The organism is Piscinibacter gummiphilus, assembly GCF_002116905.1.
Taxonomy (GTDB): Bacteria; Pseudomonadota; Gammaproteobacteria; order Burkholderiales; family Burkholderiaceae_C; genus Rhizobacter; species Rhizobacter gummiphilus.
Genome location: NZ_CP015118.1, coordinates 2,273,890 through 2,290,576, shown reverse-complemented (window position 1 = coordinate 2,290,576; position 16,687 = coordinate 2,273,890). Strand labels below are relative to the sequence as shown.

14 protein-coding genes and 1 tRNA gene are annotated in these 16,687 nt (G+C 66.7%); 5 read left to right on the top strand and 10 right to left on the bottom strand.

The window, feature by feature from the left end:
• Positions 1–13: 13 nt before the first annotated feature.
• The 6 genes from typA to rimP form a co-directional block, all read right to left on the bottom strand.
• Positions 14–1,840, bottom strand: coding sequence for a translational GTPase TypA (gene typA, locus A4W93_RS10420; protein ID WP_085750543.1), 1,827 nt, complete (start codon positions 1,838–1,840; stop codon positions 14–16).
• Positions 1,837–2,826 (bottom strand): tRNA pseudouridine(55) synthase TruB, encoded by a 990-nt coding sequence (gene truB / locus A4W93_RS10415; protein ID WP_085750542.1) that lies wholly within the window; start codon positions 2,824–2,826, stop codon positions 1,837–1,839. The genes typA and truB overlap by 4 nt, the downstream gene beginning before the upstream one ends.
• Positions 2,827–2,837: 11 nt before the next feature.
• Positions 2,838–3,203 (bottom strand): 30S ribosome-binding factor RbfA, encoded by a 366-nt coding sequence (gene rbfA, locus A4W93_RS10410; protein WP_085750541.1) that lies wholly within the window; start codon positions 3,201–3,203, stop codon positions 2,838–2,840.
• An 84-nt stretch (positions 3,204–3,287) separates the two neighbouring features.
• Positions 3,288–6,152: a translation initiation factor IF-2 gene (gene infB / locus A4W93_RS10405; protein ID WP_085750540.1), complete on the bottom strand. Its 2,865-nt coding sequence runs from the start codon at positions 6,150–6,152 to the stop codon at positions 3,288–3,290.
• Positions 6,153–6,225: 73 nt separating this feature from the next.
• Complete coding sequence (nusA, locus tag A4W93_RS10400) at positions 6,226–7,704, bottom strand: transcription termination factor NusA (protein WP_085750539.1); 1,479 nt, start codon at positions 7,702–7,704, stop codon at positions 6,226–6,228.
• The gene (gene rimP / locus A4W93_RS10395) at positions 7,701–8,246 is read right to left on the bottom strand and encodes a ribosome maturation factor RimP (protein WP_085750538.1); all 546 of its coding nucleotides are present in this window, start codon (positions 8,244–8,246) and stop codon (positions 7,701–7,703) included. Before rimP ends, nusA begins: the two co-directional genes overlap by 4 nt.
• Positions 8,247–8,531: 285 nt before the next feature.
• Here rimP and fabI point away from each other — a divergent pair, with 285 nt between their 5' ends.
• Positions 8,532–9,314: an enoyl-ACP reductase FabI gene (gene fabI / locus A4W93_RS10390; protein WP_085750537.1), complete on the top strand. Its 783-nt coding sequence runs from the start codon at positions 8,532–8,534 to the stop codon at positions 9,312–9,314.
• Positions 9,315–10,069: 755 nt separating this feature from the next.
• Here fabI and A4W93_RS10385 read toward each other — a convergent pair.
• Positions 10,070–12,334, bottom strand: a complete 2,265-nt coding sequence (locus A4W93_RS10385) for an arginine/lysine/ornithine decarboxylase (RefSeq protein ID WP_085750536.1) — start codon at positions 12,332–12,334, stop codon at positions 10,070–10,072.
• 143 nt (positions 12,335–12,477) lie between these two features.
• On the opposite strand from A4W93_RS10385, the gene A4W93_RS10380 reads away from it, so the two are divergent.
• The 4 genes from A4W93_RS10380 to A4W93_RS10365 all read left to right on the top strand — a co-directional run bounded on the left by A4W93_RS10380 (position 12,478) and on the right by A4W93_RS10365 (position 14,337).
• A complete protein-coding gene (locus A4W93_RS10380; RefSeq protein ID WP_085750535.1) occupies positions 12,478–12,918 on the top strand; it encodes an NfeD family protein in 441 nt (146 codons plus the stop codon).
• Between the two features lie 15 nt (positions 12,919–12,933).
• On the top strand, positions 12,934–13,845 hold the full coding sequence (locus A4W93_RS10375) for an SPFH domain-containing protein (protein ID WP_085750534.1): 912 nt from the start codon (positions 12,934–12,936) through the stop codon (positions 13,843–13,845).
• A gap of 20 nt (positions 13,846–13,865) precedes the next feature.
• Positions 13,866–14,234 carry a DUF2237 family protein gene (locus A4W93_RS10370; protein ID WP_085750533.1) on the top strand — a complete coding sequence of 123 codons (369 nt, stop codon included), beginning with the start codon at positions 13,866–13,868 and terminating at the stop codon, positions 14,232–14,234.
• A gap of 13 nt (positions 14,235–14,247) precedes the next feature.
• Positions 14,248–14,337, top strand: a tRNA-Ser gene (locus A4W93_RS10365).
• Between the two features lie 61 nt (positions 14,338–14,398).
• On the opposite strand, the gene A4W93_RS10360 is transcribed toward A4W93_RS10365, so the two are convergent.
• From A4W93_RS10360 to A4W93_RS30365, 3 genes are all read right to left on the bottom strand, one after another.
• Positions 14,399–15,202 (bottom strand): hypothetical protein, encoded by an 804-nt coding sequence (locus tag A4W93_RS10360; RefSeq protein WP_085750532.1) that lies wholly within the window; start codon positions 15,200–15,202, stop codon positions 14,399–14,401.
• Between the two features lie 6 nt (positions 15,203–15,208).
• Complete coding sequence (locus A4W93_RS10355; protein ID WP_237357749.1) at positions 15,209–16,402, bottom strand: DUF1254 domain-containing protein; 1,194 nt, start codon at positions 16,400–16,402, stop codon at positions 15,209–15,211.
• Between the two features lie 117 nt (positions 16,403–16,519).
• Complete coding sequence (locus A4W93_RS30365; protein WP_237357748.1) at positions 16,520–16,678, bottom strand: hypothetical protein; 159 nt, start codon at positions 16,676–16,678, stop codon at positions 16,520–16,522.
• Positions 16,679–16,687: the final 9 nt, after the last annotated feature.

The window sequence follows — 16,687 nt, the reverse complement described above, 5'->3', positions numbered from 1 at the left end:
GCTGATCGACCGATCAGTCACGCGACGCGCGCTTGCGCTCGTGTTCCTTCAGGTAGCGCTTGCGCACGCGGATGGACTTCGGCGTGATCTCGACCAGTTCGTCGTCGTCGATGAACTCGACGCCGTACTCGAGCGTGAGGTCGATCGGGGGCGTGATCTTGATCGCGTCTTCCTTGCCGGACACGCGGAAGTTCGTCAGCTGCTTCGTGCGGGTGGCGTTGACGACGAGGTCGTTGTCGCGGTTGTGGATGCCGACGATCATGCCTTCGTAGACCGGGTCGTTCGCCTTCACGAACATGCGGCCGCGGTCGTCGAGCTTGCCCAGGGCGTAGGTGAAGATCTCACCGTCGTCCATCGAGATCAGCACGCCGTTCTTGCGGCCGCCGATGTCGCCCTTGTGCGGCTCGTAGCCGTCGAAGATGTTGCTGATCAGGCCCGAACCGCGGGTCAGGTTCATGAACTCGTTCGAGAAGCCGATCAGGCCGCGGGCCGGGATGCGGTACTCGAGGCGGACACGGCCGTTGCCGTCCGGTTCCATGTTGACCAGTTCGCCCTTGCGCTCGCCGAGGGCCTGCATCACGCCACCCTGGTGGCCTTCCTCGATGTCGGCGGTGACGAGTTCGATCGGCTCGTGCTTCACGCCGTCGACGTCGTGGAACACCACGCGCGGCTTGCTGACGGCCAGCTCGTAGCCTTCGCGGCGCATGTTCTCCAGCAGGATGGTGAGGTGGAGTTCACCACGGCCCATCACCTCGAAGATGCCGTCCTCGTCGGTTTCCTTGACACGCAGCGCGACGTTGCTCTGCAGTTCCTTCTGCAGGCGGTCCCAGATCTGGCGGCTGGTGACGAACTTGCCTTCGCGGCCGGCCAGCGGGCTGGTGTTCACGCAGAAGTTCATCGTCAGCGTGGGTTCGTCGACCTTCAGCATCGGCAGCGGGGCCGGGTTGGTCGCGCTGGTCACGGTGACGCCGATGCCGATTTCCTCGATGCCGTTGATCAGCACGATGTCGCCGGGGCCGGCTTCGTTCGTCTGCACGCGGTCGAGGCCCTGGAAGGTCAGCACCTGGTTGACGCGGCCCTTGACGGACTTGCCGTCCGGACCTTCCATCACGAGCACGTCCATCGACGGCTTCAGGGTGCCCTGGCTGATGCGGCCCACGCCGATGCGGCCCACGAACGACGAGTAGTCGAGCGCGGAGATCTGCAGCTGCAGCGGGGCTTCGGCGTCGCCGGAGTTGGCCGGCACGTGCTTCAGCACGGTGTTGAACAGGGCCGACATGTCGGGGCCCCATTGTTCGCCCGGCGCGCCTTCGGTCAGCGAGGTCCAGCCGTTGATGCCGGAGGCGTACACCACCGGGAAGTCGAGCTGCTCGTCGCTGGCGCCGAGCTTGTCGAACAGGTCGAAGGCGGCGTTGATCACCATGTCGGGCTTGGCGCCCGGCTTGTCGACCTTGTTCACGACCACGATGGGCTTGAGGCCGAGGGCCAGCGCCTTCTTGGTCACGAAGCGCGTCTGCGGCATCGGGCCTTCCTGGGCGTCGATCAGCAGCACCACGCCGTCGACCATCGACAGGGCGCGTTCCACTTCACCGCCGAAGTCCGCGTGCCCGGGGGTGTCGACGATGTTGATGTGCGTGCCTTCCCAGCTGACCGCGCAGTTCTTGGCCAGGATGGTGATGCCGCGCTCGCGTTCGATGGCGTTGTTGTCCATCACGGTGTCGACGACCTTCTCGTGGTCGGCGAACGTGCCGGACTGGCGCAGCAGTTGGTCCACCATGGTCGTCTTGCCATGGTCGACGTGGGCGATGATGGCGATGTTTCTGATCTGTCGATTGCTCATGCTGGCGTTCTCTCTGAATGTTCCTGCTTCTCGGGCTCTTCGATCACCAGGAGGCCTTGCACCTCCATCGGGCTCAAGAGCCTCGTCGAAATCAGTTCTCCGGCCTGGACCCGGGCGCTGCCCAGGAAGGCCTTGGGTTCGGGGCCGTAGACGCGCACCTGCGGTGCATCGTCGAGCCGCACACGGCGGCGCAGCCCGGAGAGGAAGCGGCCGGCCTCCTCGCTGTCCAGGCGCACGACCGGCACGTCGGCGAGGAGCGCATCGGCGTCCATCAGCAGGCGGTCCCGGTCGGGTTCGGTCATCTCGGCGAGCTGGGCGAGCGTCACGGCACCCGTGAGCGTCAGCGGCCCGCTGCCGGTGCGGCGCAGCGCGGCGAGGTGGGCGCCGCAGCCGAGCGCCTCGCCGATGTCCTGCGCCAACGTGCGGATGTAGGTGCCCTTGCTGCAGGAGACGTCGATGGTCACGAGGTCATTCTGGCGGTCGAGGATGTCGATCGAATGAATCGTCACGCGGCGCGCCGCGCGTTCGATCTCGACCCCCTGGCGGGCGTATTCGTAGAGGGCCTTGCCGTCGTGCTTCAACGCCGAGTGCATGGGCGGCACCTGGTCGATCTCGCCGGTGAAGCGGCGGCAGGCCTCGGCCAGGGCGGCGTCGGACACGTCCACCGGACGGCGCTGCAGCACCTCGCCCTCGGCATCGGCCGTGGTGGTGGTGGCGCCCAGGCTCAGCGTGGCGACGTAGCGCTTGTCCGCGTCGAGGCTCACCTGCGAGAACTTCGTGGCCGCGCCGAAACACAGCGGCAGCAGGCCGGTGGCCAGCGGGTCGAGCGTGCCGGTGTGGCCGGCCTTCTCGGCCCGGAAGAACCGCTTGGCCTTCTGCAATGCGTCGTTGCTCGACAAGCCCAGCGGCTTGTCGAGCAACAGCACACCGTGCACCGCGCGGCGGGGCACGCGGGGGCGGTCGTTGGCGGGGCGGGCGGCTTTCACCACGGTCGTCCTCAGTCGTCCTTGGCGCGCGTGCTGTTCGCCTGCGCGATCAGCGAGCTCAGTTCGGCCGCACGCTCGGTGGTGCGGTCGAAGTGGAAGTGCAGCGTGGGCACGGTGTGGATCTGCAGGCGCTTGAAGAGGCCGTTGCGCAGGAACCCGGCGGCCTCGTTCAGGGCCTCCTGGGTCTGTTCCACGTCGCCCACCAGCACCGAGAAGAAGATCTTCGCGTGGGCGTAGTCGGGCGTGACCTCGACGGCCTGGATGGTGACCATGCCGATGCGGGGGTCCTTCAGGTCGCGGATCAACTCCGCCAGGTCGCGCTGGATCTGGTCGGCCACGCGGAAGCCGCGGTTGGGAATGGATCTTTTGTGTCGCATCTGATGCTCCTTGCAAGCGCCCACCAAACACAAACCCCGCCCTCTTTTGGAAGGCGGGGGTGTCGGGGGGGACCCGCTCCGCGATTACAGCGTCCGGGCCACTTCCTTGACTTCGAAGAACTCCAGTTGATCACCCTCGGAGATGTCGTTGTAGTTCTTGAGCTTGATACCGCACTCGAAGCCTTCCTTGACCTCGCGCACGTCGTCCTTCAGGCGGCGCACCGACTCGACTTCGCCCGTGTAGACCACGACGTTGTCGCGCAGCAGGCGGAAGCGCGCGTTGCGGCGCACCAGGCCCGAGGTGACCATGGAACCGGCCACCGTGCCGATCTTCGAGGCCACGAACACCGTGCGGATCTCGGCCGTGCCGATGATTTCCTCGCGCTGCTCGGGGGCCAGCATGCCGGTCATGGCCGCCTTCACGTCGTCCACGGCGTCGTAGATGATGTTGTAGTAGCGGATGTCCACGCCGTTGTGCTCGGCCAGCTTGCGCGCGCCGGCATCGGCCCGCGTGTTGAAGCCCACGATGACGGCCTTCGAGGCGATCGCCAGGTTGACGTCCGACTCGCTGATGCCACCCACCGCGCCGTGCACGATGCGGACCTTGACCTCGTCGGTGCTGAGCTTGAGCAGCGACTGCGACAGCGCTTCCTGCGAACCCTGCACGTCGGCCTTGATGATGAGGCCGAGCGTCTGCACGTCGCCCTGGCCCATCTGGTCCATGAGGTTCTCGAGGTTGGCGGCCTGGCGCTTGGCCAGCTTCACGTCGCGGTACTTGCCCGAACGGAAGGTGGCGATTTCACGGGCGCGGCGTTCGTCGCTCAGCACCATGAACTCGTCACCGGCCTGCGGCACCTCGGTGAGGCCTTGAATTTCGACCGGGATCGACGGGCCGGCTTCGGTGATGGCCTTGCCGTTCTCGTCCAGCATGGCGCGCACGCGGCCGTAGGTGGAACCGGCCAGCACCACGTCGCCACGCTTGAGCGTGCCCGACTGGATCAGCACCGTGGCCACCGGGCCGCGGCCCTTGTCCAGCTGCGCTTCGACGATCAGGCCCTTGGCGAGCGACTCGACCGGCGCCTTCAGTTCCAGCACTTCGGCCTGCAGCAGCACCTGCTCGAGCAGCTCGTCGATGCCCATGCCGGTCTTGGCCGACACACCGACGAACGGCGACTCGCCGCCGAACTCTTCGGGCACGACCTCTTCCGCCACCAGCTCGCTCTTCAGGCGTTCGGCGTTGGCTTCCGGCTTGTCCATCTTGTTCATCGCGACGACGATGGGCACGCCCGCCGCCTTCGCGTGGGAGATGGCTTCCTTCGTCTGCGGCATCACGCCGTCGTCGGCCGCCACCACCAGGATGACGATGTCGGTGGCCTTCGCGCCGCGGGCACGCATGGCAGTGAACGCCGCGTGGCCCGGGGTGTCGAGGAACGTGATCATGCCGCGCGGGGTGTCCACGTGGTACGCGCCGATGTGCTGCGTGATGCCGCCGGCTTCACCGGAGGCCACGCGGCTCTTGCGGATGTAGTCGAGCAGCGAGGTCTTGCCGTGGTCGACGTGGCCCATGACGGTCACGACCGGCGCGCGCGGCAGCACTTCGTGCTTGGCATCGGCTTCGTTTTCCTCGTCGAGGAACGCGTCCGGATCGTCCAGCTTGGCGGCGAACGCCTTGTGGCCCATTTCCTCCACGACGATCATCGCGGTTTCCTGGTCCAGCTGCTGGTTGATGGTGACCATCTGGCCCAGCTTCATCATCGTCTTGATGACTTCGGAGGCCTTCACCGACATCTTGTGGGCGAGGTCGGCCACGCTGATGGTTTCCGGGACGTGCACTTCCTGCACCTGGGCTTCCGCCGGTGCCACGAAGGTCGACTGGCCCGAATCGCCGCGGTCGCCACGGCGGCCGCCGCGCGGTGCGCGCCAGCCCGGACGGGTGGCACCACCGCTGTTGATGGTCTTGAGGCCGCGCTTCTTCGCGGCGTCGTCGGCCCAGCTGGACGACAGCTTCTCGGACTTGATCGACTTCTTGTCGCCCGGCTTCGCGGCGCCGGGTGCGGCGGCCGTGGTGGCGGCCGGAGCGCCAGGCGCGCCGGCGGGCTTGTGGATCGTGCCCTTGATGCCTTCCTTGTTCGGATCGGCCGGCTTCGGCTCTTCCTTCTTGGCCTGCAGCACCTTCTTCGGCGCGTTCATCATCGCGCGGATGGCGGCGGCCTCGTCCTCGGCGGCCTTGCGGCGCTTGGCGAGGTCGGCGGCGCGCTGCTTCTCCTCGTCGACGACGTCGGCGGCCTTGATCACCCGCAGGGCGGGCTTCGGCGGCTCGGCCGGCGCGGCGGGTGCCGGCGCCGGAGCGGCGGCCACGGGTGCGGCTGGCACTTCCTTGACTTCCTTCTTCGATGCAGCGGCCGCAGCGGCGGCGGCCTCGAGCGCTGCCTTCGCGGCAGCGGCGGCGGCCTCGGCGGCCTCGCGGGCACGCTGCTCGGCGGCTTCACGCTCGCGCTTTTCCTGCTCTTCGCGCTGGCGGCGCTTCTCGGCGAGCTCTTCTTCCTGCTTGCGCAGCAGCTCGGCCTGGGCGCGCGCCTCGTCCTCGCGGCGGCGCAGCTCGGCTTCGTCGACCTGCGGTGCGGCGGGTTCCTCGGCGGGCGCGTTCTCGTCGCGCTTCACGAACGTGCGCTTCTTGCGAACCTCGACCTGGATGGTGCGGGCCTTGCCACTGGCATCGGCCTGCTTGATCTCGCTGGTGGACTTGCGGGTCAGCGTGATCTTCTTGCGCTCGCCGCCGGCGGTGCCGTGCGACGAACGCAGGAAATCGAGCAGCCGCTCCTTGTCGGACTCGGTCAGCGCGTCATCGGTGGACGCCTTCGCGACGCCGGCCGATTGGAGCTGCTCGAGCAGTGCCGCGGCTGAGCGGTTGAGCTCGGCGGCAAACTGGGCGACGGTGGTCACAGCCATTGTGTATATCCTTGCTTGGTACGTGCGGTGCTGCTTCGATGCGAGATTCTGGAACGCGGTCGTGACGGATCGGTCAGGTGGTGAACCAGTGTTCGCGCGCCTTCATGATCAGCGCCTTGGCCTGGGTTTCATCCACGCCGGTCATTTCGGTCAGTTCGTCGACGGCCAGGTCGGCGAGGTCGTCCCGGGTGTGGACACCCCCGTCCGACAGCTTCGCGATCAGTTCCGGCGACAGGCCGTCCAGGTCGCGCAGGTTCTGCGACACGTCTTCCATCTTTTCCTCGCGGACGATTTCCATCGTCAGCAGGGCGTCCTTCGCGCGGGTGCGCAGCTCGTTCACGGTGTCTTCGTCGAAGCCTTCGATCTCGAGCATTTCCTGCATCGGGACGTAGGCCACTTCCTCGAGGCTGCCGAAACCTTCGGAGATCAGGATGTCGGCGACTTCCACGTCGACGTCGAGCTTCTCGACGAACAGCTTGCGCAGGCTGTCCGATTCCTCGCTCTGCTTCGCCTGCGATTCCTCGGCCGTCATGATGTTGATGCGCCAGCCGGTCATCTCGGACGCGAGGCGCACGTTCTGGCCGCCGCGGCCGATGGCGATCGCGAGGTTTTCCTCGTCGACCACCACGTCCATGGCGTGGCGCTCTTCGTCGACCACGATCGACTGCACGTTGGCCGGGGCCAGGGCGCCGATCACGAACTGGGCCGGATCTTCCGACCACAGGACGATGTCGACGCGCTCGCCGGCGAGCTCGTTCGTCACGCTGTTGACACGCGAACCGCGCACGCCGACACAGGTGCCGATGGGGTCGACCCGCTTGTCGTGCGAGATCACGGCGATCTTGGCGCGCGAACCCGGGTCACGGGCACACGACTTGATCTCGAGCAGGCCCTGCTCGATCTCGGGCACTTCCTGCGCGAACAGCTCGATCATGAAGCCGGGCGCGCTGCGCGACAGCAGGATCTGCGGACCGCGCAGGGTGGGATCCACCTCGGCGATGAACGCACGCACGCGGTCGCCCGAACGGAGGTTTTCCTTCGGGATCATCTCGCCGCGCTTGAGGCGGCCTTCGATGCGGCCGGACTCGACGATCACGTCGCCCTTGTCCAGGCGCTTGACGGTGCCGACGAAGATCTTGTCGCCGCGCGACAGGAAGTCGGTGAGCAGCTGCTCGCGCTCGGCATCACGGATCTTCTGCAGGATGACCTGCTTGGCGGCCTGCGCACCGATGCGGCCGATGGTGACGGACTCCACCGGTTCCTCGATGTAATCGTCGACCTCGATGTCCGCGATCTGCTCGAGCGCCTCGAAGTGCAGGATTTCCGAATCCGGCAGTTGCAGGCCGGCTTCGTCCGGCACCACGTGCCAGCGACGGAAGGTCTCGTAGTCACCGCTCTCCCGGTCCACGGTCACGCGGATGTCGACCTCGCCACCATGCAGCTTCTTGCTGGCCGAGGCGAGCGCCGCTTCCACGGCGCCGAACACCACTTCCCGATCCACGCTCTTCTCGCGCGAGATGGCGTCTACCAGCATCAACAGTTCGCGGTTCATTGCTTACGATCTCCGTCAGTTTCATCAGCCTCGGCCTGTGCACCCGCAGCGTCGTTCGCGGGCTGCGACTGGAATCGCTTGCCCTTGAAATCGACCACCGGCACCAGACGGGCCTCCTTTACTTCGCCAAGCGAAAAATCGAGCGCCTGCTCGACCTTGCCGTCGTTGAACACCAGACGCCAGCCTTCGCCCAGGGCCTCGAGGAGGCCCTTGTATTTCTTTCGTCCCTTGAACGCCGCCACCAGGGTCACCTCGACCTCCTGGCCGGCGAAGCGCGCGTAGTGGGCCGCCGTTTTCAGCGGGCGGTCGAGCCCCGGCGAGGACACCTCGAGCCGTTCGTACGCGATGCCCTCGACCTCCAGCACGTGCTGGAGCTGGCGCGTGACACGCTCGCAGTCCTCGACGACGATGTATTCGCCGGCCGGATCGTTGGCCACACGGTCGATGTAGACGCGCAGGAGCCCCTTGGGGCTGCGTTCGCAGTCCACAAGTTCATACCCCAGTCCGGTCACGGTGCTTTCTACAGCGGCTTGCCAGTTCATCCAGTCGGCTCGGTTCCTGTTACCTGATCGCTTGGTCAGGCCTGGCGTCGTCGCCCTACAGGTCAGGGCCCACCGCAAAGTCGATCAAGCAAAAAAAATGGGCTGGAAAGAATCCGCCCATGCAGTTTTCTTGAGAAAGGGAGATTGTAGCGTGACGCGGTGTTACAGGCAAGACCCCGGGCTGTCAAGAGCGCACGCCCCTGCACCAAACCCCTGTCCGAGGAGCATTCCGCAGCCCCTTCCGGCGTGCGAAAATCCCGCGTCTTTCACCTCGACGGAGTCACCATGGGCTTTCTGGCCGGCAAACGCTTCCTGATCACCGGCGTTCTCTCCAACCGCTCCATCGCCTACGGCATCGCCAAGGCCTGCCACCGCGAAGGCGCCGAGCTCGCGTTCAGCTACGTGGGCGAGCGCTTCAAGGACCGCGTTTCCGAGTTCGCCGCCGAATTCGACTCCAAGCTCGTCTACGACTGCGACGTGGCCGACGACGCCCAGATCGACGCCATGTTCGCCCAGCTGGGCGAAGCCTGGCCCCAGTTCGACGGCGTGGTGCACTCCATCGGCTTCGCCCCGCGCGAGGCCATCGCCGGCGACTTCCTCGAGGGCCTGTCCCGCGAGGCCTTCCGCGTGGCCCACGACATCTCGAGCTACAGCTTCCCGGCCCTCGCCAAGGCCGCCCTGCCCCGCCTGCGCCCCGGCAGCGCCCTGCTGACCCTCACGTACCTGGGCGCGCTGCGCAGCATGCCCAGCTACAACACGATGGGCCTGGCCAAGGCCTCGCTGGAAGCCAGCGTGCGCTACCTCGCCGCCAGCCTCGGCCCGAAGGGCATCCGCGTGAACGGCATCTCGGCCGGCCCCATCAAGACGCTGGCCGCCTCCGGCATCAAGGGCTTCGGCAAGATGCTCGAGATGACGGCGCAGTCGCCGCTGGGCCGCAACGTCACCATCGAGGACGTGGGCAATGCGGCGGCGTTCCTGCTGTCGGATCTGGCGGCGGGCATCACGTCCGAGATCACGTACGTGGACGGTGGGTTCAGCCAGACGGCGCTGGCCGGCATGACGGAGTGACCTCGGTCCGCTGAAAGAACGAAGGGCCGCGTCAGCGGCCCTTTTTCTTGGCTGTCACCCCGGCGAAGGCCGGGGCCCTGTGCGCCCGCCGAGGGTCCCGGCCTCCGCCCACTACTGTCCGGGGAAAATCGAGGCGTCGGCCAACAGGCCCGATCCAAAGCGGGATGCGCTGAATTTGCTGATTTCCCGACTCGATCGCATCGCAAGAACCAAGATGTCACCCCGGCGCAGGCCGGGGCCCTGGGCCTGGCGCGCGAACAGCCCGTCATCGCAGATCCCGACGCGATCGCGTGCAGGCGCCAGCGCCTGCGCTCAGCAGGATGTTCCGCCCTGCGCGGAACGACGCGAGTGGCTCGATTGAACCGAGCGCTCGCGAAGGCAGACCCCGCGAGTCAGAGCCTGGCGAGAAGTCCTGGCGTCATCGAGTTCTCGGCGTTCGACGCGCGAGTCCCGCGGAGCAGGAGCAGCAGAGCCGCATAAGCCGAAGCTGGTGTTCAGGTGCTTTGTTGGTTACTTATTTGCACCAGCAAATAAGTGACTCGCCCGCCGGGGCGAACTCCCGGCGCGGTCTCACTCACGAGGGGAACGGTGGCGCGCGCAGCCGGCACGGCCTGACCGAGCATGGCCATCCGCGCTTCGGGTCAGGCCCAGGGTCCCGGCCTGCGCCGGGATGACGGGTGTTTCGAAGGCGTCTCGATTTTCCCCGGACAGTAGTGGGCCTCCGCCGGGATGACATGCTCTTTCTTCTGCTTGTGTCAAACGTCGTCGCGCACGCAGTCGACGTAGTAGGAGTGCGTCTCGGCGTCGCCATCCTCCTCCACCAGCCCGTGCACATCCGTGTCGAACCCCGGGAACTGCGCATTGAACGCCCGCGCGAAGCGCAGGTAGTCGACGATCTTCTTGTTGAAGCGTTCGCCCGGGATCAGCAGCGGGATGCCCGGCGGGTACGGCGTCACCAGTGAGGCGGTGATGCGGCCTTCCAGGTCGTCGATGGCCACCCGTTCGGTCTGGCGGTGGGCGATGCGGGCGAACGCGTCGCTCGGCTTCATCGCCGGCTGCAGGTCGGACAGGTACATGTCGGTGGTGAGGCGCGCGATGTCGTGCTTGGCGTAGGCCTCGTGGATGCCCTGGCTCAGGTCGCGCAGGCCCATGCGCTCGTAGCGCGGGTGCGCGGCCACGAACTCGGGCAGCACGCGCCACAGCGGGGCGTTGCGGTCGTAGTCGTCCTTGAACTGCTGCATCGCGGTCAGCAGCGTGTTCCAGCGGCCCTTCGTGATGCCGATGGTGAACATGATGAAGAACGAGTACAGCCCGGTCTTCTCGACCACCACGCCGTGTTCGGCGAGGAACTTCGTGACGATGGCGGCCGGGATGCCGGTCTTGGCGAACTTGCCCGACATGTCGAGCCCCGGCGTGATGATGGTGCTCTTGATGGGGTCGAGCATGTTGAAGCCCTCGGCCAGGTCGCCGAAGCCGTGCCACTTGGCCCCGGCCTTGAGCACCCAGTCGGACGCCTTGCCCACACCCTCCTTGACGAGCTTGTCCGGCCCCCAGACCTTGAACCACCAGTCCTTGTCGTACTCCTTCTCGACCTTGCGCATCGCGCGGCGGAAGTCGAGCGCCTCGGAGATGCTCTCCTCGACCAGGGCCATGCCGCCCGGGTTCTCCATCATGGCCGCGGCCACGTCGCACGAGGCGATGATGGCGTACTGCGGGCTCGTGGAGCTGTGCATCAGGTAGGCCTCGTTGAAGAGGTGGCGATCGAGCTTGCGGCTCTGCGAGTCCTGCACGAGCACCTGCGACGCCTGGCTGATGCCGGCGAGCAGCTTGTGCGTGGACTGCGTGGCGAACACGAGCTGGTCCTTCGGGCGCGGGCGGTTGCGCCCCATCGCGTGGTACGTGCTGTAGAAGTCGTGGAAGGCCGCGTGCGGCAGCCACGCCTCGTCGAAGTGCAGCGTGTCGATGTAGCCGTCGAGGCCGTGCTTGATGGTCTCGGTGTTGTAGAGCACGCCGTCGTAGGTGCTCTGCGTGAGCGTCAGGATGCGCGGCTTGACCTTCTTCGCGTCCACGCCGGCCAGCAGCGGGTTCGCGGCGATCTTCTTCTGGATGGCTTCCTTCGAGAACTCGGCCTCGGGGATGGGGCCGATGATGCCGTAATGGTTGCGCGTCGGGCGCAGGAACACCGGCACCGCGCCCGTCATGATGATGGCGTGCAGGATCGACTTGTGGCAGTTGCGGTCCACCACCACCACGTCACCCGGGGCCACGGCGTGGTGCCACACCATCTTGTTGCTGGTGCTCGTGCCGTTCGTGACGAAGAAGCAGTGGTCGGCGTTGAAGATGCGCGCGGCGTTGCGCTCGCTCTCGGCCACCGGGCCCGTGTGGTCCAGCAGTTGGCCCAGCTCGTCGACGCTGTTGCAGACGTCGGCGCGCAGCATGTTCTCGCCGAAGAACTGGTGGAACATGCGGCCCACCGGGCTCTTCAGGAACGCGACGCCACCCGAGTGGCCCGGGCAGTGCCACGAGTACGACCCGTCGTGCGCGTAGTCGACCAGCGCACGGAAGAACGGCGGCGCCAGGCCGTCGAGGTAGCTCTTTGCCTCGCGGATGATGTGGCGGGCCACGAACTCCGGGGTGTCCTCGAACATGTGGATGAAGCCGTGCAGCTCGCGCAGCACGTCGTTCGGGAGGTGCTGCGACGTGCGCGTCTCGCCGTACAGGTAGATGGGGATCTCGGCGTTCTTGAACCGGATCTCCTGGATGAACTTGCGCAGGTTCAGCACGGCCGGGTCGAGTTCCGGGCCGTCGGCGAATTCGTTGTCGTCGATGGACAGGATGAACGCGCTGGCGCGGCTCTGCTGCTGGGCGAACTGGGACAGGTCGCCGTAGCTGGTGGCGCCGAGCACCTCGAAACCTTCCTTCTCGATGGCATCGGCGAGCGCGCGGATCCCCAGACCCGAGGTGTTTTCGGAGCGGAAGTCTTCGTCGATGATGACGATGGGAAACTGAAAACGCGACATGGCAACTCCAGGGGCAGGAACGCAGGGGAAAACGGCGGAAAGCGCGAAGTGTAGGGCCACTGGATGACACTGGGGGCGCGGGCTTTACACTGCCCGCGAACCGGTCGGGGATTGACGGGAAAACAAGACAGGAGCACGGGGAAATGGACTTTTCAGCCGCGACGTTCTGGTGGGTGGCCGCGGGCGCCGTGGTGGCGGCCGAGCTCGCCACCGGCACCTTCTACCTGCTGATGATCGCCCTCGGGCTCGTCGGCGCGGCGCTCGCCGCGCACCTGGGCCTGTCCGTCACGCTGCAGGTCGTCACCGCGGCGCTGGTCGGCGGCGGCGCCACGGCGCTCTGGCACTGGCGGCGCACGGTCTCGCAGCCCTCGCCGCAGCCGGTCGCCCAGAACCGGGACGTGAACCTCGACATCGGCGAGCGGGTCACCGTGGCCGCCTGGGAACCCGACCACACCGCGCGGGTCACCTACCGGGGCAGTTCCTGGAAGGCCAGGCGCCAGCCGGGCGCACCCGAAGTCACCGGCGAACACGTCGTCCAGGCCGTCGAAGGCAACTGGCTCGTCGTCGCCCCGCTCTCCCACTGACCCTTCCGAGGCCCCATGGAAATCGCCCTCATCCTCGCGGTCATCGCCGCCATCTTCATCGTCCGCACCTTCAAGATCGTGCCCCAGCAGAACGCCTGGGTCGTCGAGAAGCTCGGCAAGTACGACCGCACCCTCACGCCCGGCCTGAAGTTCGTGATGCCCTTCGTCGAACGCGTGGCGTACAAGCACTCGCTGAAGGAAGTGCCGCTCGACGTGCCCAGCCAGGTCTGCATCACGAAGGACAACACCCAGCTGCAGGTCGACGGCATCATCTACTTCCAGGTGACCGACCCCATGCGCGCGAGCTACGGCTCGAGCAACTACGTCTTCGCCATCACCCAGCTCGCCCAGACCCTGCTGCGCTCGGTCATCGGCAAGATGGAGCTCGACAAGACCTTCGAGGAACGCGACCAGATCAACTCGTCCGTGGTCAACGCGCTGGACGAGGCCGCGTCGAACTGGGGCGTGAAGGTGTTGCGCTACGAGATCAAGGACCTGACCCCGCCCGCCGAGATCCTGCGTTCGATGCAGGCCCAGATCACCGCCGAGCGCGAGAAGCGTGCGCTGATCGCCGCCTCCGAAGGCCGCAAGCAGGAGCAGATCAACATCGCCACCGGCGAACGCGAGGCCTTCATCGCGCGCTCCGAAGGGCAGCGCCAGGCCGAGATCAACGCCGCGCAGGGCGAGGCCGCCGCCATCACCACGGTGGCCGACGCCACGGCCGACGCCATCCGCAAGATCGCCGAGGCCATCCGCCATCCCGGCGGCATGGAGGCCGTGAACCTGAAGGTCGCCGAGAAGGCCGTCGAGGCCTATGCCCAGCTCGCGAAGACCAACAACACGATGATCGTGCCGGGCAACATGACCGAGGTCTCCGCGCTGATCGGCTCGGCCATGACCATCCTCAAGCAGCGCACGCCGCAATAACGAACAGGGGGGCGCTCACCATGGCCCGCAACGTCCTCGGCGAGGAACTCGTCGCCTGCTCCTACGACCCGCTGACCGGCTTCTTCCGCGACGGCTGCTGCCACACGCGGGCCGACGACAGCGGCAGCCACGTCATCTGCGCGAAGGTCACCGCCGACTTCCTCGCGTTCTCGATGCAGCGCGGCAACGACCTCAGCACCCCCAACCCCGACGCCCGCTTCCGCGGCCTGCGCCCCGGCGACCGCTGGTGCCTGTGCGCGCTGCGCTGGAAGGAAGCGCTCGACGCGGGGGTCGCACCGCCCGTCGTGTTGCAGAGTACGCACGAACGGGCCCTCGAATTCGTCACGCTCGAACAGCTTCAGGCGCACGCCCTGCAAAAGGTAGGGTAGACTCGCGGGTTCCGGAGAGATGGATGAGCGGTTTAAGTCGCACGCCTGGAAAGCGTGTGTGGGTTAATCCCCACCGCGGGTTCGAATCCCGCTCTCTCCGCCAATACGTTCGACGATCAAGGCCCCGCAAGGGGCCTTTTTCATGCCCGGGCGCAAACGCCGGCCTATTTCGGGAACAACAGCGTGACCACCAGCCGGAACCCCCATCCGTGCGGGCCGCTGTCCGGGCCGTCGGCCCAGTAGCGCACGCCGCCGCCGAGGCTCACGCGCTGGTCGCCGAACTTCACCAGTTTCGACACCATCGCGTTGAGCGGCACCGACCACTGCTCGTTCTTCCAGTCGTAGCTCGACTCGGTGTTCAAGGTGTAGGTCCACGCCGTGGGGGTCGTGTACGACAGGAACGGCTGCAGGAAGGTCGAGCTGAGGTCGGGCCGGTTGTCGCTGCCCGCCACAGACCAGATGTGGTTCGCGAGCGCGCCATAGGTCCAGTGCCCGTCCTGCTTGAGCACCACGCCGGTGGGCCCCAGCCCCCATTTGCGCGCCGTGAGTTCCGGCTCGCTGCCGGTGGGCAGCAGGAACGCCGGGCCCACCCCCCAGATCAGCCCGCCCGGCCCCGGCGCCTTCGGCGAGAAGAACAGGCTCTGCGTGATGTCGCCGAGGCCGGACGGGTTCGAGCCGGGCGGCACGCCGTGCTGGTCCACGATGGGCAGGATCGTGCGGCTGATCATGTTCCACTCGCTGTTCAGCGAAATGGGCACGACCGGCTGCACGTTGAGGTACAGCTTGTGCCCGTCACGCGCGTCGCCGAACCGCTCGTCGTAGTTCAACTGGAACGGCACGCTGATCAGCGCGGCGACCGGGTTGCTCAGCTGCTTCGCGAGGTCGGCATCGGAATGCTGGGCGAAGGCGGATGCCGTAACGGCAGCGAGCGACGCGGCGGCGGCGCGGGGAAGGAGGAATTGCTTCATGAGGGCCTACTTCACCTTGACCACGTCGTCCGGCTTCCACGTCTGGTCGTAGAAGCCGTCCTCCGTGCCGTACAGGCGCAGCGTCACCAGCAGTGCCCGCCCCGGGATGGTCTTGATGTAGGCGGAGTCGGCCACGTTCGCGGGCTTCTCCGGCCCGAACCAGATCTCCACGGAGCCGTCGGGCTGCTTCGGGATGTCGTAGTAGCTGTTGGTCGACGGCAGCAGCTGCGAGGTCTCGGGCATCGTGCCGTCGGTGACGTTGTACGCGGTCACGGCCCAGAACAGCGCCGCGGGCGGGTTGGGCGGCAGCCGCAGCTTGTAGGTGTGGCTGCCGTTGATGAAGTTGCCGTCCTTGTCACGCACCGCGAGCGGGTACTTGGAACCGGCGCCCGTCGTGTGGATCGTCATCGCCGGCGCCGACGAGTACGCCACCTGGAAGAACGTGGCCCGCTGTTTCACGTCGAGGTAGCTTTCCTGCATCCAGTCGGCGGTGGCGCCCGCCCAGGCGGTCTCGTACTGGCGGTCCTTGTAGTACAGCTGCCGGGCGTCGGGCCGCCCCAGCTGGCGCGTGGCCATGATCATCCTCGGTGCCGTGGTGACGGCCTTCTGCAGCAGTTCCTTCTGGCGCGCGGTGGGCGAGAAGGGCTGGTCCTTCACGATGCCGATCGACGCGAGCACGCCGCGCAGTTCGGGCGCGATGGCGTCGACGGGCTCGTAGTCGACGAACGCCTTGAGCTTCGTGAAGTACTGGAGGTCGACCGGATACATCATGTCGATGCGCTTGCCGCTGGCATCCGGGAACTCCATCGCCTTCGCGTCCTTCTCGACCGAGAACAGCGGATAGACCCGCGTGGTCTCGGCGTTCTTCACGGCCGGGGCCGGGTCGGGCTTGCCCTCGCCCTTGGCCATGATGGTGCGGAAGAACAGGAACACGTTGTACGTGGACGACTTCGCCGCGAAGTAGCCTCCGGGGACCGGTCCGGTGTAGTCGGGCGGCAGCAGCAGGTACAGCCCGCCGCGGCCGCGGTCGGGGCCCACCGCGCGCACGTCGGTCAGCGTGCGCTGGAAGAAATCGGTGAACATGCCGATCACGTCGGGCGGGGCCTTCACGACGAGCGGCCCGGTCTTCTTCAGGTCCAGGTAGCTCATCGAGTAGATGACGTCGGCGTTGGGCGTGGGCACCATCGTGCGGGCGTCCATGCGCTATTTCCAGATCGGCAGCACGTGGTAGCCCGCGCCGAAGTTCTTCTCGGAGCCGTCGCGCATGCCGATCACGTTGAGTGCCGGCAGCATCGTGATGTACGCGTGCACGGCGCGCTAGTAGTACAGCTCGTCGCGCAGGTTCTCGGCCTCCTTCTGCTCCAGCCAGTTGCCGTTGTTGAGCTGGCGGACCAGGGGCGAGGCGGGTTGTGCCTGCGCCACACCGGCGAACGAGACCAGCAGCGCGGCGGCGACCCGTGTGTGGAAGGTGGGCATCGAAGGCCT

Coding starts and splice junctions, on each gene's coding strand:
- typA (WP_085750543.1), bottom strand. CDS start 1,840: ATGAGCAATCGACAGATCAGAAACATCGCCATCATCGCCCACGTCGAC.
- rbfA (WP_085750541.1), bottom strand. CDS start 3,203: ATGCGACACAAAAGATCCATTCCCAACCGCGGCTTCCGCGTGGCCGAC.
- infB (WP_085750540.1), bottom strand. CDS start 6,152: ATGGCTGTGACCACCGTCGCCCAGTTTGCCGCCGAGCTCAACCGCTCA.
- nusA (WP_085750539.1), bottom strand. CDS start 7,704: ATGAACCGCGAACTGTTGATGCTGGTAGACGCCATCTCGCGCGAGAAG.
- rimP (WP_085750538.1), bottom strand. CDS start 8,246: ATGAACTGGCAAGCCGCTGTAGAAAGCACCGTGACCGGACTGGGGTAT.
- fabI (WP_085750537.1), top strand. CDS start 8,532: ATGGGCTTTCTGGCCGGCAAACGCTTCCTGATCACCGGCGTTCTCTCC.
- A4W93_RS10385 (WP_085750536.1), bottom strand. CDS start 12,334: ATGTCGCGTTTTCAGTTTCCCATCGTCATCATCGACGAAGACTTCCGC.
- A4W93_RS10380 (WP_085750535.1), top strand. CDS start 12,478: ATGGACTTTTCAGCCGCGACGTTCTGGTGGGTGGCCGCGGGCGCCGTG.
- A4W93_RS10375 (WP_085750534.1), top strand. CDS start 12,934: ATGGAAATCGCCCTCATCCTCGCGGTCATCGCCGCCATCTTCATCGTC.
- A4W93_RS10370 (WP_085750533.1), top strand. CDS start 13,866: ATGGCCCGCAACGTCCTCGGCGAGGAACTCGTCGCCTGCTCCTACGAC.
- A4W93_RS10360 (WP_085750532.1), bottom strand. CDS start 15,202: ATGAAGCAATTCCTCCTTCCCCGCGCCGCCGCCGCGTCGCTCGCTGCC.
- A4W93_RS10355 (WP_237357749.1), bottom strand. CDS start 16,402: ATGGACGCCCGCACGATGGTGCCCACGCCCAACGCCGACGTCATCTAC.
- A4W93_RS30365 (WP_237357748.1), bottom strand. CDS start 16,678: ATGCCCACCTTCCACACACGGGTCGCCGCCGCGCTGCTGGTCTCGTTC.